At 66.0% G+C, this 18404-nt stretch carries 15 protein-coding genes; 4 read left to right on the plus strand and 11 right to left on the minus strand.

The window, feature by feature from the left end:
* Nucleotides 1–29 precede the first annotated feature (29 nt).
* Together BMX85_RS15835 and BMX85_RS15840 are read right to left on the minus strand one after the other, a co-directional pair.
* Entirely contained in the window at nt 30–2279 is a 2250-nt protein-coding gene (locus BMX85_RS15835; RefSeq protein WP_229210494.1) for a penicillin acylase family protein, read from the minus strand.
* A 36-nt stretch (nt 2280–2315) separates the two neighbouring features.
* Nucleotides 2316–3149: a hypothetical protein gene (locus tag BMX85_RS15840; RefSeq protein WP_090319825.1), complete on the minus strand. Its 834-nt coding sequence runs from the start codon at nt 3147–3149 to the stop codon at nt 2316–2318.
* 295 nt (nt 3150–3444) lie between these two features.
* Here BMX85_RS15840 and BMX85_RS15845 point away from each other — a divergent pair, with 295 nt between their 5' ends.
* On the plus strand, nt 3445–3768 hold the full coding sequence (locus BMX85_RS15845; RefSeq protein ID WP_090319828.1) for a hypothetical protein: 324 nt from the start codon (nt 3445–3447) through the stop codon (nt 3766–3768).
* A gap of 48 nt (nt 3769–3816) precedes the next feature.
* Here the strand turns inward: BMX85_RS15845 and BMX85_RS15850 are convergent, their stop codons facing one another.
* On the minus strand, nt 3817–4311 hold the full coding sequence (locus BMX85_RS15850; RefSeq protein WP_090319831.1) for an SgcJ/EcaC family oxidoreductase: 495 nt from the start codon (nt 4309–4311) through the stop codon (nt 3817–3819).
* Between the two features lie 158 nt (nt 4312–4469).
* Between BMX85_RS15850 and BMX85_RS15855 the strand changes: the two genes are divergently transcribed.
* The 3 genes from BMX85_RS15855 to BMX85_RS15865 are packed head-to-tail and all read left to right on the plus strand — an operon-like array spanning nt 4470 to nt 7626.
* Complete coding sequence (locus tag BMX85_RS15855) at nt 4470–5246, plus strand: response regulator transcription factor (RefSeq protein WP_177196774.1); 777 nt, start codon at nt 4470–4472, stop codon at nt 5244–5246.
* Nucleotides 5243–7159 carry an ATP-binding protein gene (locus BMX85_RS15860; protein ID WP_090319834.1) on the plus strand — a complete coding sequence of 639 codons (1917 nt, stop codon included), beginning with the start codon at nt 5243–5245 and terminating at the stop codon, nt 7157–7159. Before BMX85_RS15855 ends, BMX85_RS15860 begins: the two co-directional genes overlap by 4 nt.
* A complete protein-coding gene (locus BMX85_RS15865) occupies nt 7156–7626 on the plus strand; it encodes a response regulator (protein ID WP_090319837.1) in 471 nt (156 codons plus the stop codon). The genes BMX85_RS15860 and BMX85_RS15865 overlap by 4 nt, the downstream gene beginning before the upstream one ends.
* Here the strand turns inward: BMX85_RS15865 and BMX85_RS15870 are convergent, their stop codons facing one another.
* From BMX85_RS15870 to BMX85_RS15905, 8 genes are all read right to left on the minus strand, one after another.
* Nucleotides 7627–9027 (minus strand): OprD family outer membrane porin, encoded by a 1401-nt coding sequence (locus BMX85_RS15870; protein WP_218147342.1) that lies wholly within the window; start codon nt 9025–9027, stop codon nt 7627–7629.
* A gap of 8 nt (nt 9028–9035) precedes the next feature.
* Nucleotides 9036–12005, minus strand: coding sequence for an amino acid adenylation domain-containing protein (locus tag BMX85_RS15875; RefSeq protein WP_090319842.1), 2970 nt, complete (start codon nt 12003–12005; stop codon nt 9036–9038).
* 29 nt (nt 12006–12034) lie between these two features.
* Complete coding sequence (locus BMX85_RS15880) at nt 12035–12991, minus strand: hypothetical protein (protein ID WP_090319845.1); 957 nt, start codon at nt 12989–12991, stop codon at nt 12035–12037.
* Between the two features lie 92 nt (nt 12992–13083).
* Nucleotides 13084–14361 (minus strand): ATP-grasp domain-containing protein, encoded by a 1278-nt coding sequence (locus BMX85_RS15885; protein ID WP_177196775.1) that lies wholly within the window; start codon nt 14359–14361, stop codon nt 13084–13086.
* A gap of 36 nt (nt 14362–14397) precedes the next feature.
* Nucleotides 14398–15717, minus strand: a complete 1320-nt coding sequence (lysA, locus tag BMX85_RS15890) for a diaminopimelate decarboxylase (RefSeq protein ID WP_090319850.1) — start codon at nt 15715–15717, stop codon at nt 14398–14400.
* An 8-nt stretch (nt 15718–15725) separates the two neighbouring features.
* Nucleotides 15726–16427, minus strand: coding sequence for an adenylyl-sulfate kinase (cysC, locus tag BMX85_RS15895; protein ID WP_090319853.1), 702 nt, complete (start codon nt 16425–16427; stop codon nt 15726–15728).
* Entirely contained in the window at nt 16424–17170 is a 747-nt protein-coding gene (locus BMX85_RS15900) for a sulfotransferase-like domain-containing protein (protein ID WP_090319856.1), read from the minus strand. The genes cysC and BMX85_RS15900 overlap by 4 nt, the downstream gene beginning before the upstream one ends.
* Nucleotides 17171–17187: 17 nt before the next feature.
* The gene (locus BMX85_RS15905) at nt 17188–18354 is read right to left on the minus strand and encodes an argininosuccinate synthase domain-containing protein (protein WP_177196776.1); all 1167 of its coding nucleotides are present in this window, start codon (nt 18352–18354) and stop codon (nt 17188–17190) included.
* Nucleotides 18355–18404 lie beyond the last annotated feature (50 nt).

Genomic DNA, 18404 nt, shown 5'->3' on the forward strand with positions numbered 1-18404 from the left:
CGGTTTTTTTTGGGAGCATGGATGCCTTTTCAGTCACCGGGACGATAACGGCGTTCGAGGTTTTTCTCCACATCGCTCCTGTAGAACAAGACATCCTTCAATTCCCCGCGTGCGTACATCTGCGCCTGGTCGGCGAAATGCGGCGACGCCGGATCGCCGCTTTGCCCTCCAGCCAGCACGCTGCGCGCCGTGATGCGCGGCCCGAACTCCACCGCCGCCACGAAGCTGTTGCCACGCTCGCCGTAGATCTTCTTCGTGATCTGCTTCGACGTCATGCCGTACGCCGCCAGCGATCCCCAGTTGGCCGACGCGAACGCCACCGGCAAACTCGGTTTGCTGTCGTCGAACAGTTGCACGATATCTCCCGTCAGGCGCTGGAAGCGATTGATCTCGCCCCACGGCGTTTGCCACGCGCCGAAATCGGCGGTCAGCTTGGCTGACGCGCGTTCGAGCGCCTCCAGCCGCTGGCGCGGCGTCAGCGCCGCCTGGATGTAATCGAGCACCAGCACCTCCGTGCTCTTGGCGACAGGCCCGTACGTCGCGGTCAAATCCTGCACCCAGTAGATCGCCAGCGATGTCGGCGTCGACTCCAGCGAGTAGCGCAGGTCCCAGCCGCGCAGCGCGGCGATCTGCGGCGCCAGCGCTGCCTTCAGCGCGTCATCGGCCGGCAGTTCGTCGTAGGCGACGAACAACTGCGGCAACAGCGGTTCGAAGGCCGTCAGTTGCGTGTCGTAGGCGGCATCGATCAAGCTGGCGATGGTGAAGTCCTTTTTGTTCTCCAGTACCCGCACCGCGTGGATGCCGCGCGGGTTCTCGGGATTCATCGACATGTAAGCCGGATAGTCCCTGGCCTTCGGGCTATACGGACCGGCCGCGGTGTAAGGCCAGTTGTTGGTGTTCTGTATCCAGCCGTTCTTTGGGTTGAACAGCGAAATGGTCTCCTTGACGGTGTGCAGTCCCCGCCACTCGGTGGCCGGATCGCTGCCGTCGACCGGATGCTTCCAGTCGAACTTCGGATCGCGCCTGGGGATGAAGTTCCCGTGGAAGTAGGCGATATTGCCGTCCGCGTCGGCGTACACGGTATTGTTGGACGAATTGGTGCGCAGCTCCATCGACTTGTAAAAGTCCCTGTAGTTGCGCGCCTTGGTGCGGATGAACGATTGCGTGAGGGCCTTGAGCGGCTCGTTCATCAAGCGCACGGAAATCCATCTGCCGTCCTTGGCGCACACGATCGGGCCGTGGTGGCTGTAGTAGACCTTGACCACCTTGCTGGCCATGCCGTCACTGGTTTTGTAAGGCAGCGTGATGTCGACCGCCTTCAGCGCGCGCTGTTCGGCGCCGTACTGGTAAAAGAAGCGGCCATCTTTTTCGATGATCGTTTCCAGGTACTCGTCGATCACGTCGCCGCCGCCGGACGTGTGCATCCAGCCCACCCGGTCGTTGAAGCCCTGGTAGACGAAGAACTGGCCCCAGGTGACGGCGCCATAGGCATTCAGTCCCTGCCGGCTTTGCACCTGCACCTCGGGACGGAAGTAGAACGACGTGTGCGGATTTATCAGCAGCAGCGCGCGGCCGTTTTTGGTCAGTGCCGGAGCGATGGCGAAACCGTTCGATCCGCCCGGCTCCTTATCCAGGTCGCTGCCCTGCTCCATCGACGCCGACGACAGCAGCACGGGCGGCGCCAGAGGAAACCTGGCGCCGCTCGCGTACAAGGCCTCAAGCTGCTTCAGGTCGATGGTTTCGATGTCGCCACCGATGCTGCCCTCGCTGAAGCTGAGCGCCATCCATGGCTCGAAGCGCGTGATCAGCGCCGGCGTCACCTCCGGATGCGTGGCCAGGTAATAATTCAAGCCGTCGGCGAAGGCCACCATCAGCTTTTTCAACCACGCCGGGCTTTGCTTGTACTGCGCTTGCAAATCGGCCGGGTCGATGAAAAGCTTCATGCGCAGGTCGCGATACAGCTCGGCCTCGCCCTCCACTTCAGCCAGGCGTCCCATGGCGTTGATGTAATTGCGTTCGACGCGGCGGAAATCGTCCTCCGCCTGCGCGTACATCAAGCCAAACACCGCGTCGGCGTCGGTCTTGCCGTAGACGTGGGGGATGCCCCAGTTGTCGCGCAGGATGGTGACGCGCTGCGCCTGCGCCTTCAGGCGCTTGGCCTCCACCGCCGGCATCTCGCGCGCCGGTAAAGATACCGGCGTTGGCGCCGCCGCCGCCGCCATCGAGACAAAACCTATCAACGGCAGCAGGGAGCACATCATCGAACGCATACTGGGCATGAACTGGACTCCGGGCGGTGGAAGGTTGTTACAACATCAGCTGGCGTCGACCAACTCCGAAATCCGCAGTTGCAGGGCGGTGATCTCCGCCCGCAGCGCCGCGTTCTTCTCCTTGAGCGACGCGTTCTCGGCGCGCAGCTCGTCCACCTCGGTCATCGGACGATAATCGCCGCCGTCCTTGCCCTCCTTCGGCTCCTTGGCCGGACGCGAGGCGGCGCGCAGCTCGCGCACCTCCTTGGCCGCCTTCTGCAATTCCTTCTTGCCGCCGGCGACCGCGGCCACCTGGTCGGCTTCCGGTAGCGAGGCCACCGTGGCGGCGGCGTTGATCGAGATCGTGCCCGAGCGGACCGCCTCCACCAGCTCCGGCGTCGCCGTCTTCTGGATCTTTTCGATCTGGCTGATGGTCGCGCTGCTCAAACGGGCCGCGCGGGCGATGTCCTCGCGCGACGTCAGCGGCATGGCCGCCGGCTTGGCCTTGGCCACATCGCCTTCGGGCGGCGCGATCAGCGCGTCCTCGGCGGCGGCTTCCGCCATCAGGTCGGCCACGCGCGCGGCGACGATTTCCTTCTTGCGCAGCGCCAGAACGCCGCGCTGGTAGTCGGAAATGCTGCGGCGACCCAGATTGTTATCGATCATCCACAGCTTGACGTCGTCCAGGCTCTGGAAGCTGGTGTTCTCCGTGACCTTGAACGGAATGCCGTGCTGCTGGCATATTTGATAACGATTATGGCCGTCGACCAGCACGTCCTGCCACAACACCAGCGCATCGCGGCAGCCTTCGACCAGGATGCTGCGTTCCAGCGCCGTGTACTCGCTCTCGGTGAGCGGTTCGATGTAGGCGCGCAGCACTTCATTAATTTTGATTTGCATATCTGTCCTTGAATACCGGCGGGCGGGGGCCACTGCACCCTGCCAAATCGCCGTCCGACATGCTACACCATCCGGCCACCGAGCCAAAGCCCCGGGTTTAGCGATGAAACTAAGTTAATTTTAAGTTTTCTTCATTATGATTCGTCTCAGTCAAATGCTTTCTCCGGTAATTGACCAAAAGCCCCGACAAGTTTGCTGCTTGTTCGGGGCTTTGCTTTGTCCGGGGGTTTGTCAAAAAAATAGTCGACGGCCGCTTTTCTATGCCATGATTCCCCACCAATTTTGAGGATTAGACATGGTCAACTACATCATTCGCGTCGCCTTCGATGATCCGGACAGCCAAACCTACCACCGTCTGGCGGTGGAACTGGCCAAGTACAACATCGCCGGCGCCATCAAGGCCGACGACGGCAAAGGCTACTACCTGCCACCGGGCGAATTTTGCTACAGCGGCGTGGAGCCGATCAACGAGGTGCGCGACGCCATCCACCGCTTCGCGCAAACCATCAGCGCCGGTTCGTCCGTGCTGGTGACCGAGGCGACGACCGTCTCGTGGAGCGGCCTTAATCCAGTCGAAGCGGTCGAACCGGTCGAAGAACAAAAAGCCACCGGGGGATGATACCCGGGGTGGCTCCTGTTGACCGGCGGCGATGAGGCCTGGCCGATCTTACTTGGCCGCGATTTCCGGCATCGCCGACGAGTGGTGGTTCAGGATCTTCCACTCGCCACCGACCTTTTGATACACATAGGTGTAGCGCGCCTGGATGTCCTGCTGCTGGCCATTCTGGGTCACCCGGAAGGTGTACACGCCGGTGTCCAGTGCGGAATCTGCGCCCAGCATGTGGATGTACCGATAGTTAATCGTCCCTTGCGGCTTCAGTTTCAGGAACTTGTCGAAGTAGTCCTTGATCGCGGCCGGATTGGAGCGCACCACGTTCGACACCGTCGGTTCCAGCACCGCGTTGGGCGCGTACATGCTGGTCACCTTGGCCGAGTCGCCGGTCGCCAGCGCCGCGTTCCACTTGACGAACAGGCCCGCGATTTCCGCTTCCTGCGCGTTGCTCGGCACCGCCGCCACTTCCTTGTAGACCTTCGGCGCGCCATCGGCGTAAGCCAGGGTGCTTGCAGCCGCCAGTGCCAGGGAAATAAGAATCTTTTTCATCGTATGCTCCATTCGTTGTTTAGGAAGTTTGCCGGGCCGTTGCCCGCCAATGAATCCAGTATCATGGTCGCGGGCGATTCGAAAATCTGCTGGTCGGGGGTATTCGCATATGCCGGGTGGCATATAATCGCCACTTATTCGACTATGCCGCAGCCAAAATGACCAACATCACCCACCTGCCCCCTTCCGGCGACAGCGCGCGCGCGGTCCGCAACCGCTATCGGCAGATCGAAGGCAGCGCGGCCCGTTGGCGCCTGTTGACCGACGCCGCCAGCGCGCTGGCCGGCGAGGGGCTGTGCGCGTCGGCGCTGTCGACGGCGTTGTCGAAGGCCCTGGCCTTCCTGTCGCTGGAGGACGGCGCCGTGCTGGTGCTCAAGGACGACGCGCTGCAAGTGCTGGCCAGCCAGGGACAGGTGCCGCCGGTGGGCGCGCGCCTCGCCTATGCGGCCGCGCTGCAGGCCGTGCTGCAACCGGGTCCGCGCGCGCCGCTGGTGCGGCAGGACATCGCCAGCGGGCTGCGGATCGGGCGCGAACAGCGGGTCGGTCTCGAAGTGCTGGTGCCGCTGTGCCTCGAAGGGAAAAATCGCGGCCTGCTCGCGCTGCTCAGCACCCAGGCCGCGCCCCCGCCCACGCCCGACGACCTGCTAACGCTGCAGGCACTGGCGACGATGCTGGCGGCGGTGCTGGCGGTGCCGCAAAACGCGCCGCGCGTGGGGGCGCCGGAGGCGGCGGAGATGCTCAAGGTGCTCACCCCGCGCGAGCTGCAGGTGTTCGCGCTGCTGCCCAGCGGCTGGACCAACGCCGCCATGGGCGAACACCTGGGCATCGCCGCCGGCACCGTCAAGGTCCACGTCGAGCGCATCCTGCACAAGCTCGATCTGAACGACCGCACGCAGGCGGCGGTGCGCGCCGCCGACCTGGGACTGGGCGCATGACGGGCGCCGCCAGCGGGCGCGGCGGCGCCTTCCATCCCCGCCACTGGTCGCTCGGCTTCAAGGGCGGCGTCATCATCGCCGCCTCGTTGGCGCTGCTGCTCGGTTCCGCCGCCACCAGCTATACGCTGGAGCGCAAAACCGCCGCCGCCACCGCCGACATGCTGCGCGCCATGCAGGCGCAGGCCGACATCCAGCGCCTGCACACGCAGATCGCCGAGGCGGCGACCGGTGTGCGCGGCTATCTGCTGACGGGCCGCGACGACTTCCTCACGCCTTATGGCGTCGCGGTCAAGCAGCTGCCAGCCACCCTGGCCAGCCTGCAGGCCAAGGTGCGGGACAGCGAACAAGCCGCCAGCCTGCGGCGCATCACGCCGCTGTTGAACAAAAAGCTGGCCAGCCTGGAGATCATGCGCGGCCAGCGCAACGCCAGCCCCGCCGAGCTGCAAGAGCATCTGCGCAGCAGCAAGGGCATCCTCGACCAGCTGCGCGCCGAAATCGGCGTCATGAGCCTGCGCGAATCGGCGCTGCTGGAGCAGCGCGCGCTGGCGCTGCAGCAGGCCTCCAACCGCAACATGTGGATGACCATCGCCGTCGCCGCCGCCGGCCTGGCCGGCGCGATGGCGACGCTGACCTTCACCGTCGGGCTGGTGCGGCGGGTGCGCCTGGCGGCCGAAAACGCCGAGCGGCTGAACAGCGACCTGCCGCTGATCCCTGCGCCGGAGACCAAGGATGAACTGGGCCAATTGGCCGAGCGGCTGCACCAGGCCAGCGTGCTGCTGGCCGGGCGGGCGTCGGCGGCGCAGGCGGCCAGCCAGGCCAAGACCCAGTTCCTGGCCCGCACCAGCCACGAACTGCGCACGCCCCTGAACGCCATCCTCGGCTACGCCCAATTGCTGGAAGCGGGCCTGAAGGCGCCGCGCGAGCGCGAACACGCCGAGCATATCCGCCAGGCCGGCCAACATCTGCTGTCGCTGATCGACGAGGTGCTCGACATCGGCCGCATCGAGGCCGGCAAACTGACCCTGGCATGCGCGCCGGCGGCGCTGGCGCCGCTCATCGACGAAGCGGTGATGCTGATGGCGCCGATGGCGCAGAAACGCGCGGTGCGCCTGCGCCATGACAGCGCGGCCATCTCCGGCGCCGTCATGGCCGACCGCCAACGCCTGCTACAAGTGGTGCTCAACCTCCTATCGAACGCGATCAAATACGGCGAGCAAGGCGGCGACGTCGACATCGGCTTCGGCAGCGATCCGGCCACCGGCACCGTCAGCATCCACATCGACGACGCCGGCCCGGGCATCACGCCGGCGCTGCGTACGCGCCTGTTCGCGCCATTCGACCGCCTCGGCGCCGAAAGTGGCAAGACCGAAGGCGCCGGCTTGGGTCTGGCCGTGTCCAAGGCGCTGATGCAAGCCATGCAGGGCGATATCCGCCTCGACGAAAAGGCTGGCCGGGGCAGCCGTTTCACACTCACCCTGCCCGCCGCCGACGCCGGCGCCGTCGCCATCGCGCCCGCCGATGCCGCCATCGGCCAGGCCGCGCCGACGGCGCCCACGCCGGCGCCGGCGGCCACCACGCACAGCATGATCTGCATCGACGCCGACGCCGGCACCCGCGCCCTGATCGCCACGCTGATGCAACGGCGGCCCAACTGGCGCGTCGCGGCCGCCGCCGACCAGGCAAGCGGCATCGCGCTGGCGCGGCAATCGCCGCCCGACCTGCTGCTGGTGGCCCGCGAGCTGGCCGACGACGCGGTGCGCGCGCTGCCGGGGGAACTGGTCGTGCTGGGCGTACCGGGCGACGCCGGCGGCGAAGCATACGATTTTGCCGCCGACGCGCCCCGCCATCTGGGCAAGCCGCTGAAGATCCCGGAATTTTTCGCGCTACTCGACACCACGGAGCAAAAACCATGATGGAAAACGAAGTCCTCGCCTCGCGCATACTGATCATCGACGATCAGCCGGCCAATCTGCGACTGCTGGAGGACATGTTCATCGGCGAAGGACTGACCCACGTCGTCGGCACCACCGACGCCAGGACCGCGCTCGATCTGTTCAACGCCTTCGATCCAGACCTGATCGTGCTCGATCTGATGATGCCCGACCTGGACGGCTACGCGGTGCTGGAGCGGCTCAAGCGGCGCGGCGACCCTTACGACTTCCGTCCGGTGCTGGTGATCACCGCCGACGCCACCGCCGAAGCCAAGCGCCGTTCGCTGGCCCTGGGCGCCAAGGACTTCCTCACCAAACCGTTCGACACGCTCGAAGCGATGCTGCGCGTCTGGAACCTGCTTGAAACGCGGGTGCTGTACAAACGCCTGCAGGCGCTGGCGCCGAAAGAGGACCTCGCCCCGCAAAGCTACCGCAGCCGCGCATCCTGACTAGAACACCTTCACCGGCACATTGAGGATCAAGCGGTATTCGCGCTCACTGGGTTCGACGTAGTGCGGCGACCCACGATGGACCAGCGCGATGAACGCCAGGCTGATCGCTTTGATGTCGCCCCGATCGAATACATAACTGGCTTTCAGCCCAAGCTCGTGATGATTGCCGTGGACATGGGCGCCACCGCGCCAATAGGCGTCGCGCCAGGTTCCCGCATCGGGCGCCGCTCGCATCGGCTGCTGCGGCGACTTGCTGCGGCCGGCGATGCCCCATAAGATCACGCTCATCCCGGGCAATGAAAAATCCGCGCCGTTCGCGGTGTAGCGCAGCTGCAGCGACTTCTCGCGCGGCGCGTTGTAGTCGGCCACCATGCCGTTGGCCAGATACAGCCCGTTGGCTTCCTGAACATAGTCCAGATACTGGTCGCTCATCACATGCTGGAACGAGACCGCCAGCTCGGAAGCGCCAAGCTGCCTGGCCAACGCCACGCTGTACGCCTTGCCGCCGATCGGCCCCTGCAAGGCCGCGCCCTGCTCGCGGGTTAAATACGCCGCCCCGCTGACGGTCCACTTGCTCGCCTCCGACGCTCCGGCGCTATGCCTCCCCGCGACAAACAGCTGGTTCCAGACATCGCGCGCCTGCGCCGCGTAGACCGATACCTTCCCGGACTCGGAAGTGAGGTTCACCCCGCCGTAACTGAGGCGCGAGATCGGCGTGCCGCCATACGCGCTTTTCAACCCCACCAAGCCAGTGCGCCCGCGCGGGTCGACGGCATCGATGCTGCCGGCCTCCACGCCCACGCCACCAGCGGGTTCTCCGGTCAGCGTCATTCCACGGAACGCCGGCGGCAGCGCGCGGTTGTCCTTCGACTCGAGGAATACATTTTCCACCTGCTGCAGGCCGTATTTGAGCAGCATGCCGCCGTAGCGCGCTTTCACGGCGTATCCGCCCATGTAGGCCCAGGCCTTGCGCCTTTCGCCACCGCCGCCATCGCGGTCCACGTGCACCATGTCCCCGGAGGCGCCGTCCCCATCGAGCTTGACGGCGCCGAAGAGCGAAGCGTCGACGCCAAAACCGCCTTGCCCCGAACTCAAGCCGGAGACGAAGTTTGCCTGGGCGCCCTGCACCCAGCCGCGCTGCGTGCCGTGGCCGTTGATGGTCAGGCTGTCGCGGTAGTTCCTGAACAGGATATTGAGCGTGCCGCCGGCCGGCACGCTGGGCGGCTCCGCGGCGGCAGCGGCAGCGGCGAAGGGCGGCGCGGTTTGACGCGCATCGCCGCCCCGCATCGCCGGCAGCGTCGCCGCCGCCAGCATTTCCGGGGCGCCGTGCGCGGCCGAAGCGTCCATCGGGTCAGCGGCGCCGGCCTGGCCGGACAGGCCGGCCACAGTGGTCAGCAATACCGCTATCATCCCGCCGGCCCGTCCAGCGTCCGCGCCAGCGATTCCAGATACAGCGCGAAGTCGCCCAGATTGGCGACCAACTGCTGGCCATCCGGCACGGCGGCGCACCTGGCCTGCCTGTCGGCGGCCGGCAGCGGGTGGGTGAAGGCCACCCGCCCGCTCGCCGCGGGCGGCAGCATGTCGTGCAGCAGCGCGGCGCGTGGATCGTCGGTCCGGCGCAACAGCGCCAGAAACGCGTCGTAGCCTATCGGCGCCGATGCGCGACCCAGTTTGCCGGCGACCGCCCAGACCAGCATATCGAACGGGACGAACTGCTGCCCCACCACGTCCACCAACGCCGGCGCGTTGCCAAAATTGGCCTGCGACCCGACAAATCCGCACAGCCAGCGCGCCAGCGCGTCGATCGGCAGCAGGCCAAGCTCGCCGCAACCGGCCGGCGCGACACCGAGCCGCAAGCAGCAACTCAATAGCATATGCACCAGTGACTGCGGATTGACATGGCCGGTACAAATCGACGGCATGACATCATCTATCCGGTAAATGCGCGCCGACAGGCCCTGCGCCTGCGCGCGCACGATCAGGCGGTCCGCCAGGTACTTGGTATAGCCATAGCCGGTGGCGCCGGCCGGCACGCCGGCCTGCACCTCCACCGCCTTCAATTTGGCCGCGAGCGAGGACACATGGTGCACGCGCTTGGCCCTGCCCTCGCGGCAAAACCGGATCAGGCTAGCCGTTCCCAGGACGTTGGGCGCGAACAGCTGGGAAGCCGGCAGCAGGAAGTTGACCGCCGCGCCACAATGAATCACTTCGTCGATCTCGGCCGCCTGATGCTCCCACACCGGCTCTGGCAGGCCCCACATCGGCGCGGCCAGGTCGCCCAGCAGCACCTTGATGCGGGCCAGCGGCAGCACCTGGCCGCGATGCGCGGCGCGGTAGGCGCACTCCAGCCGGTCCAGCGCGGCCTGGCTGCTGGCGCCGCGCAGCAGCACCGACACTTCCAGCGTCGTGGTGCGCAACAGGCATTCCAGCACATGCACGCCAACGCAGCCTGTGGCGCCGGTCAGCAGCACCCGGCGGCTGACGGCCGCTGGCGCGCCGGTGTTGCTGTACTCGACCTCCGGCAGCGGAAGGTGACCCCGCCCGGACCCGTTGCCGCCCGCGTTCAGGAATGCCGCCAGCGCGCGCGGCGTCGGATATTCATAGTGCCTTGTCACCGGTACCGTCACGCCGCCCGCATGCGCCAGCATCAGCGACAGGTTCACCGCCGCCAGCGAATCGCCTCCGTTGTCGAAGAAATTCGTGTCTGGACCGATGTCGTTCATCAGCAGAACGCCGCGATAGCAGTGCACGATCGTCTCCAGCATGCCGGCCGCGCCATCCCGTGCGACCGTGGCGAAAGGCGCAATGTTGGCGGGCGCGTTCTGCGCGGTCATCGTATCGGCGATGCGCTTGCGATCCAGCTTGCCATTGGGCGAAACCGGCAGCGATGGCAGCCACAGAACGCGGCGCGGCATATGCGTCATCGGCAGATGGCCCGCCAGCGCGCGGCGCAGGCGGGCTACTTCGATCTCCGCAGGCGCCGCGTACGCGAGCGCCAATTCGGGCTCGCCGTTCGCCGCCGTCGCCATCAGGGCAACAGCGTCGCTCACGTCGTCGAAGCAGGCTTTTATCGCCAGCGACAACTCACCCAGTTCGATCCGCACCCCACGCACCTTGACCTGGTCGTCCGCCCGTCCGGCATATTCGAGCAGTCCGTCCGCGCGCACGCGGCCCATGTCGCCGGTGCGGTACACGATCGCACCCGGGACGTCCGGGAAGGGATTGGCCACAAAGGCGCGCGCGGTCAATTGCGGCTGGTTCAGGTAGCCGGCGCCGACACAGACGCCGCCGACCACGATTTCGCCAATCTCGCCGTCGACCAGCACCCGCATCGACGGATCGACGATGCGCACGTGGGTGTTGTCGATCGGCCGCCCGAGCGGGATATGCTGCCCGTCCTGGTCGTGGACCTCATGGAACACCATGCCGATCGACGCCTCCGTATGGCCATAAGTGTTGATCACGCGGCACTGTGGCAGCAGGCGGCGGAAGCTGTGCACCGACGGAGCGTCGATCTCCTCGCCGCCGATCAGCAGATGGCGCAGGCTGTCCAACTTGGCGCGGGCGACGCTGCCGCTTTCCAGGCCGCGCACCAGGAGCTTGAACAGCGTCGGTACGAAGTCGGTCATCGTCACGCCGTGGCGGGCAATGTCTTCAACCACGGTATCCAGGTCCCAGCGGCCGCGCTGCGCCGGCAAGACCGAGACGCTACCGCCGGTCAAGGGCCACAGCATCTGCCAGATCGACGAATCGAACAGCGGCGCGCTATTCTGGTAGACCACTTGGCGTTGACCGAAACGGCGCGTCATGTAGCGGAAGCGGTTGGCCAGCCCGGCATGATGGTTCAGCGCGCATTTCGGCATGCCGGTGGAACCGGAGGTGAAGAATCCATACACCAGATCGGGGCCCGCCCCGTCAGGGCCGGCACATGCCGCCGGCGTCGCCCGGTCCTCGTGCGGTCCCAAACGAATGCCGACAACCCGTACGCCCGCCGCCAGCAGCGCCGCGTGGCCGTCGTCGCCGGCGACCGCGATGGCCGCGTCGGTGGTGGCGGCGACCGCGCGCAGCCGCAACGCCGGCCAGCCGGTATCGATCGGCACGATAACGGCGCCCAGCATCATCGTCGCCAGCCAGGCCACCGGCAGTTCGATCCCTGTTCCGAGCGCGCACAGGACCATGTCCTTGCGGCGCACACCCTGCTCCCGCAGCATGGCGGCGTTGGTTTCGGCGGCCGCCATCAGGTCGGCGTACGTTATTTCGCTGGCGCCGCAGCGCACGGCGATGCCGGCGCCGTGCGCTGCGGCGGCGGCGCGCACCATGTCCAGAACGCTGTCGGCGGCGTAGGCGCGCGCGTGGTCAAACCCGGTATTGAGCATACAGTCAACCTCAGAAAGTTAGAATTACGCTATGTGGCGCGGGCGGGTGCGGCTTTGGGTACGGGCGCGAGAACGATCCGGATCGCCGCGACACTGACGGCAAAGGTCATGGCGACTCCGATCAGCGATATCGGCGACACGGCAAGCCGGCCATCGAACAGCTGGAGCACGACGCTGACCAGCGGCGCCCCGGCCATCACCACCATCGTCAGGAACGGCGTGCCCAGCGTGATACCCCGTTGCAGCAGCACCATCGGAATCACCACGCCGACCACGCTAAGGCCGACGATCAACGCACCGTGCGCCAGCACCGTCTCCATCAAGGTGCCTTGAGACAGCGCGTAGCCGCCGGTGACGGCTAGCAGCATATAGAAGCGGTGCGCCATCACCTGGTCGGTGCGGAAGCCGCGCACGCTCAGTCGTTTCAGGTACACCGTGCTGACGGTCATGAAGTAGCCGCAGCCCAGCGCGGCGGCGGCGCCGAGCAGGATGCGCGATTGCTCGAAGCCGACCACCGCCGAGCGACCCGACAGGCTGCCGTAGAACAGCACCGCGCCGCCGGCCACAAATCCGGCCGCCAGCGCCCAACGCGCCGGCGTCCGCCGCGTGGAGCTGCCGTTTTCGAACGCGATCGCCACGAACGGCCCCACCGAACACATTAACGTGGCGGCGACGGCCGGTTCCAGGTTGGCGTAGGCGACATACATCAACGTCCAGCTCAAGCCCGTGGTGACGTTGAGCGCGGCGATCTCGCGCCTGCCCAGGCCCAGCGCCAGCACCTGCGACGGCCCGTTGCGCTCGCGGTAGCGGCGCACTCCGTAGAACATCAGCGCGGCGCACAGGAAACTGACAAAGGTGAACGCCGCGATGTCGATTTCCTGCAGCAGCATGGCCGCCGTGACGCCGTTGGCGGCGGCCAGCACCGCATACGCGGCGACAAAGCACAGCGCGGCGAGCGGGCGGTATACCGTCGCCGGCGGCGACACGGCCGGCGCCGGGGACGCGGGGGACGCCGGCGTCGAAGACGGTTCGGCTGTTTCGGGAGCATGGGCCGTGGGCCGGATAACCGACGCGCCCATTATGCCGCCTCCGCCTGGCGCACCGAGAACAGGCGACGGCCGCGCTCCAGCTCACGGATCGTTTCGTAGTCGCGGCGCAGCACCTGCTGGTCGACATGGGTGAGATAGACGACACCGGGAATCGAGAACAAGTCGGTGGTGCGCATGATGCGGTCGCCCACCTCCGGCGTATGGAAATGGCAGGCGTACGAGGGCAACCCGCGTATCTTGTCCAAACCGGATATATCCTCGACCGTGCCGCTCTGGTCGGAGATCAGGGCCACGCACATGACGTGCCGGTTCAGCACATACGGCTGGTCGAGGCGCCGCGAAAACGCCACCGAATCGCAGCAGCGTTCGACCGCCAGCGTGATCTGGCTCGCGCCCAGGGCGCCGATCACCGGTTGTTCCAGCATGCTGCCTTGCAGACGGGCGCCGGTTTCCACCAGCACGGGACCGCGCTCGGTCATCATCACCTCGGAATGCGCCGGACCGTTGCGCACCTCCAGCGCGTCGAGCACCTGGCGCATATAGCTTGTCAGGCTGTCCTGCACCGGCCCCACGGCGGGTAGCAGCTCTTCGCAGTCATACAGGTTGGAGGCGCCCGACAGCGTCTTGCGGCGGTCGATCCAGATATCGGAAAAATAATGCCGGCCGTCGACCGACACGCTGTTGACCACGTACTGCGTGCCGGCCAGGTAGGTCTGCGCCAGCACCTGGCGGTTGATGGCGCCCATCCGGTTGCGCTTTCCGATCATGCTGTCGAATGCGGCCTGCAACTGGCCCGCGCTGGAACAGAAAAACACATGGTCGCTGCCGGCGCTGGCCAGCGGCTTGACCACGATCGGCCAGCCGCGCCGCCCGTCCCCCGCCCATTGCAGCAGCGCGCCGACATCGTCGGTGCGCATGCTGTCGGCGGCGGCCAGGCCGGCCCCGCATAGCGCCTGCGCCATCTCGTATTTGTCGCGGCGGCGGCGCGAACTGGCCACCGGGTTGCCGGCCAGTCCCAGCTCGGCGGCCAGCAAATCGGCCAATTCGACGCCGGTCTCCGCGCCAGCCATGACCCACGCCGCGTGGCCGCCACCCAGCGCCGCCGCCAGCTTGCTCACACAGTCGTCCAGGTCGCGGTAGACGATGCTGGCGGCGAAGCTGTCCGGCTGAAAGCTCGGCACATAGCTGGGCGGGATCGTCGCCGCGCTCTGGACGTGGATGCTCGGGATGCCGCGCGCGGCGAATTTCGGCGCCAGCTCGGCGCCGGTCGAATAGGCGTCGACAATCACTGCAAAGGGTTGGGACATGGTGGACTCCATCGCCAGGGCTGAGGTAAAAGCTGATTAAATACCGCACAACTCGTGCGCGACCAGATCGGCATAGGATTCGCGGTGGCGTATCAAGCGCTGCAGATCTCCCTCGACCAGGACCTCGGCCGGCCTGCCGCGCGAGTTGTACTGGCTGGCCATGCTCATGCCGTAGGCGCCGCAGGAGAAAATCGCCAGCAGGCCGCCGCCGTCGAGCGCCGGCATGGGGCGTCCAAGCGCGAAATAGTCGCCGGTTTCGCAGATCGGACCGACGATGTCGATCGTGTCGAAACCTTGCGCGTCGCCCTCCGGCGCGCCCTGGCCGGGCAAGCCGCTCCAGTGCCCTTCGAAATCGCCGAAACTGGCCGGCCAGATCACGTGGCTGGCGCCGTACAGGGTCGGACGCAGCAGCACGTTCATGCCCGCGTCGACGATGGCGATCTTGCGCTCCCAGCCCTGCTTGATGTATTCCACGGAAGTGAGCAGAATGCCGGCGTTGGCGCTAATCGAGCGGCCAGGTTCGATGATGAAGTGCTTGCCGCGCCGTTTAAGCCCCTGCAGGCGGTCGCAGATCGCCGCCCCCATCTGCCCCAGCGAGCACGAAGCCTGTGCCTCGTCGACGCGGTACTGCGCCGGGAAGCCGCCGCCGATGTTAATGAATTCGATCTTGCTGCCACTGGATTCGATGCGGTCCGCCAGTTGTTCGACCTTGTCGATGGCGGCCAGGTAGGTGGCGGTGGCGGCGATCGGCGACCCCAGATGGACATGGATGCCGACCACGTCGACATGGCGGTACAGATTGCGCTCGAACAGCGCCTCGGCGCGCAGCAGCGGCACACCGAACTTGGTCTGGCGTCCGCCGGTGGAGGTTTTTTCGTGGGTGTCGGCGTCGGCGACGTCGGGATTGACGCGCACCGCCGCCTTGACCCGCTTGCCCGCCGCCCGCGCCACCTCGTCGATGCGCGCCAGCTCGCCCTCCGATTCGGCGTTGAACAGGAACACGCCGGCATCGATCGCGTACGTCAACTCGTCGCGCGACTTGCCCACGCCGGCGAAGACGATTTTTTCCGGCGCGGCGCCGGCCTTCAAGGCGCGGTACAACTCGCCGCCGCTGACCACATCGAGTCCGCAGCCCTGCTCCACCAGCAGCTTGAGCACACTCAGGTTGCTGCAGCTTTTGACCGAGAAGCAGATCAATGGATCAATGCCGGAAAAAGCATCCCGCACCACCGCGCAGTGATGCTTGAAGGTCTGCGCGCTGTAAACATATACCGGGCTGCCGTGCGCCTCGGCGATCGCGCTTGCCGGCACGCCTTCGATGTGCAGCTCGCCGTTCACATAATGAAAATGGTCCATCTGGTTCCTTAGGAATTTACTGCTGAATTTACTGCTAAATGTGTTGAGAATTTCACCGCCGGCACCGACGCCGGCGCAGTTGCCGGTGCTTGGGCCGGCGCGTGCGGCAGCAACCAACCGCCTTTCTGCAAAAAGTCGATAATGGTTTGCGCGCAGCGCGCCGGCGACGCGCTCGACGTATCGAGCACGATGTCGGCCTGTTGCGGCACTTCGTACGGCGAATCGATGCCGGTGAAGTGCCGTAGCTGCCCGTCCCTGGCCTTGCGATACAAGCCCTTGGGATCGCGCTGCTCGCAGACGTCGAGCGTCGCCTCGAGATAGATTTCGATGAACTGCGCGTCGCCGATCATTTCTTGCACCATCGCCCGGTCCTGGCGGAACGGCGAGATGAAGGCGGTCAGCACGATCATCCCGGCGTCGACGAACAGTTTGCTCACTTCGCCGACGCGGCGGATGTTCTCCTTCCTGGCCTGGTGGCTGAAATCGAGATCGCGGCACAGGCCATGGCGCAGGTTGTCGCCGTCGAGCACATAGGTCAGGTAGCCCTGGCTGAACAAGGTCCCCTCGACCAGTCCCGCCAGGGTGCTTTTGCCGGAGCCACTCAAGCCAGTGAACCACAACACGCATGGTTTCTGGCGCAGCCGCGCGGCGCGCATGCCGCGCACCACCGGAAAGTCATGCCAGGTGAGCGGGGATGACAAGGCGCTCATTGCTGTACGCTCCCCGCTTGCTGGCGCAGGTAATCGTAGAACGGCCGGTTGGCCTGGTAAAAGCCGCGCAGCTGTTCGTGGTTGTCGACGGTGACCGCGTACTGGCGATCGATCGGCGCGATGCGGTTGCTGTTGGCCGCATCCAGGTGCCAGCGCTTGGTACGTTCCCATATATCCAGGTGGCCGCCCTCCCACTGCAGCGACTCGGGCAGGTGTTTCAGGCCGGCGCTCTCGCAAAACCGCGCCACCGTCCCGGCGGGATCGGCCACCAGCCTTTCGGCGTCGATGAACAGCGGCCGCGCGCGTGCCTGCAACCGCACCAGATCGTAGACGCGCGCAAGGTGCTCGTACCCGACATCCTCGCAGCGCATGTCGGGATTGATGTGGTAGTGCGAGTTAATCACGCTGGCCGGCTCGCGCAACATGAAGACATGGATGGCGTCGCGCAGGTAGCCGGTACCGTCAAGCATGTCACGGTAGTCGTACTCGCAGGTATCCTTGACGAAGACCGGGCCTTCGCCCAGCAAGTGCCCGACATGCTCGAACAGGGCCGGTGCGGAATCGAGCCGGCGCGGCTCTGCGCCCGCGCGGCGGTGCACGAAATGGCCGCACGCGGCCAGATCGCACAACGGCTCGTGCAGGATGGTGAAGTCGCCGCGCGCGGCCATCACGCGGACGAAAGCGGTCGACAGCGAGCGCGGTGGCGCCCACATCACGAACAGACGGTGTGCGGTGGAGGTCATGGTGGAATTCCCGGCGCTCAGGCCACCGCTTCCGTGATCCACTTCTGGCCGCCGTGGGCGAAGCGGAACTGCTGCGCGGTGAAGCGCGACTTGGCGTAATCGTGCACGCGATCGACCGTGTAGCTGCCTTTGAAGCAGATCATCTCCACCACGCCGCTGGCGTTGGCGGTCAATTCCTCGGCGCTGCTGATGGCGGTTTGCGTGGCCGGGTCGTACAGCCGTCCGGCATAGGTCTGGCGCGCGATGAACGGCGACAGGAAGCGCAGCAACTCCCAACCGTCCTTGTCGACGGTTGCCTGGAACAGGTGGCGCGCGGCGGTGCCCAGCAGGTCCAGCCCCGGCGACTCGTACAAGCCGCGGCCCTTGGTGCCGTTCATGCGGTTTTCCAGTACGTTCTTGAGCAGCACGCCATTGCGGCCGGCGATCTGGTTCGCCATGGCGATGGCGCCGTGGGCGCTCAACTCCACGTCGTTGATGGCGACCGGCAGTCCGTGCTTGAAGGTGATCGAGCAGCGCTCCGGCCGGTCCGGCGAGTCGGCCACGCGCACGCCCATGATCGGCGTCACAGAGTCGGTCGGATTGGACAGCAGCTCGACCTCGCGGTTCTCGTGCGAGACGCCACCAAGGTTGGCGTCGACCGAGTGGTGCGCCTTGCCGAGCATCAGGGTCTGGTCGGCGTCGGCGACGAAATCGCTCATCGCCACGCGGCTGCGGAAGCGCTCCGCGGTGGTCGGATCTTCCCACGGCGAGAACGGCAGGATCTCCGGCGCGAACATCTTCAGGTAATACGTGAAGCGGAATTCGTCATTTCCGCCGTGGACCGCGCCGTGCGCCAGCACATTGCACTGCTGCTCGCGCAGCGCCGCGACCAGCCCCTTTACGGTCACCGCGCGCGCGATGCCGGTGGTGTTCCAATAACCGCCGTCGTACTGGGCCTGGGCCCGCACCGCCTGCAGGAAGACTTGCGCGATCTCCTCTCTCAGGTCGATCACCTTGGTGTCCTGCATCAGATCGATATTGCCGGCGCAGTAGTCGTGCCCCTCGTCGCCTGGCTGTCCGATGTCGACGGTGAACTGGTCGTAGGCCACGCCCTCTTCCTTCAGGCGCTGTGTGATGAACAAGCTAACCAGTCCGCCCGAAGCGCAGATGCCGATTTTTTTACCTTTGAGTTCTGAGAATTTCAAGATGATGTCCTTGAGGGTTGCGGTTGACGGCGCGGGCGCCGCGGGAGACG

Origin of the sequence: Duganella sp. CF517, from assembly GCF_900110275.1 — a bacterium.
In the GTDB taxonomy this organism is placed as follows: domain Bacteria; phylum Pseudomonadota; class Gammaproteobacteria; order Burkholderiales; family Burkholderiaceae_D; genus Rugamonas.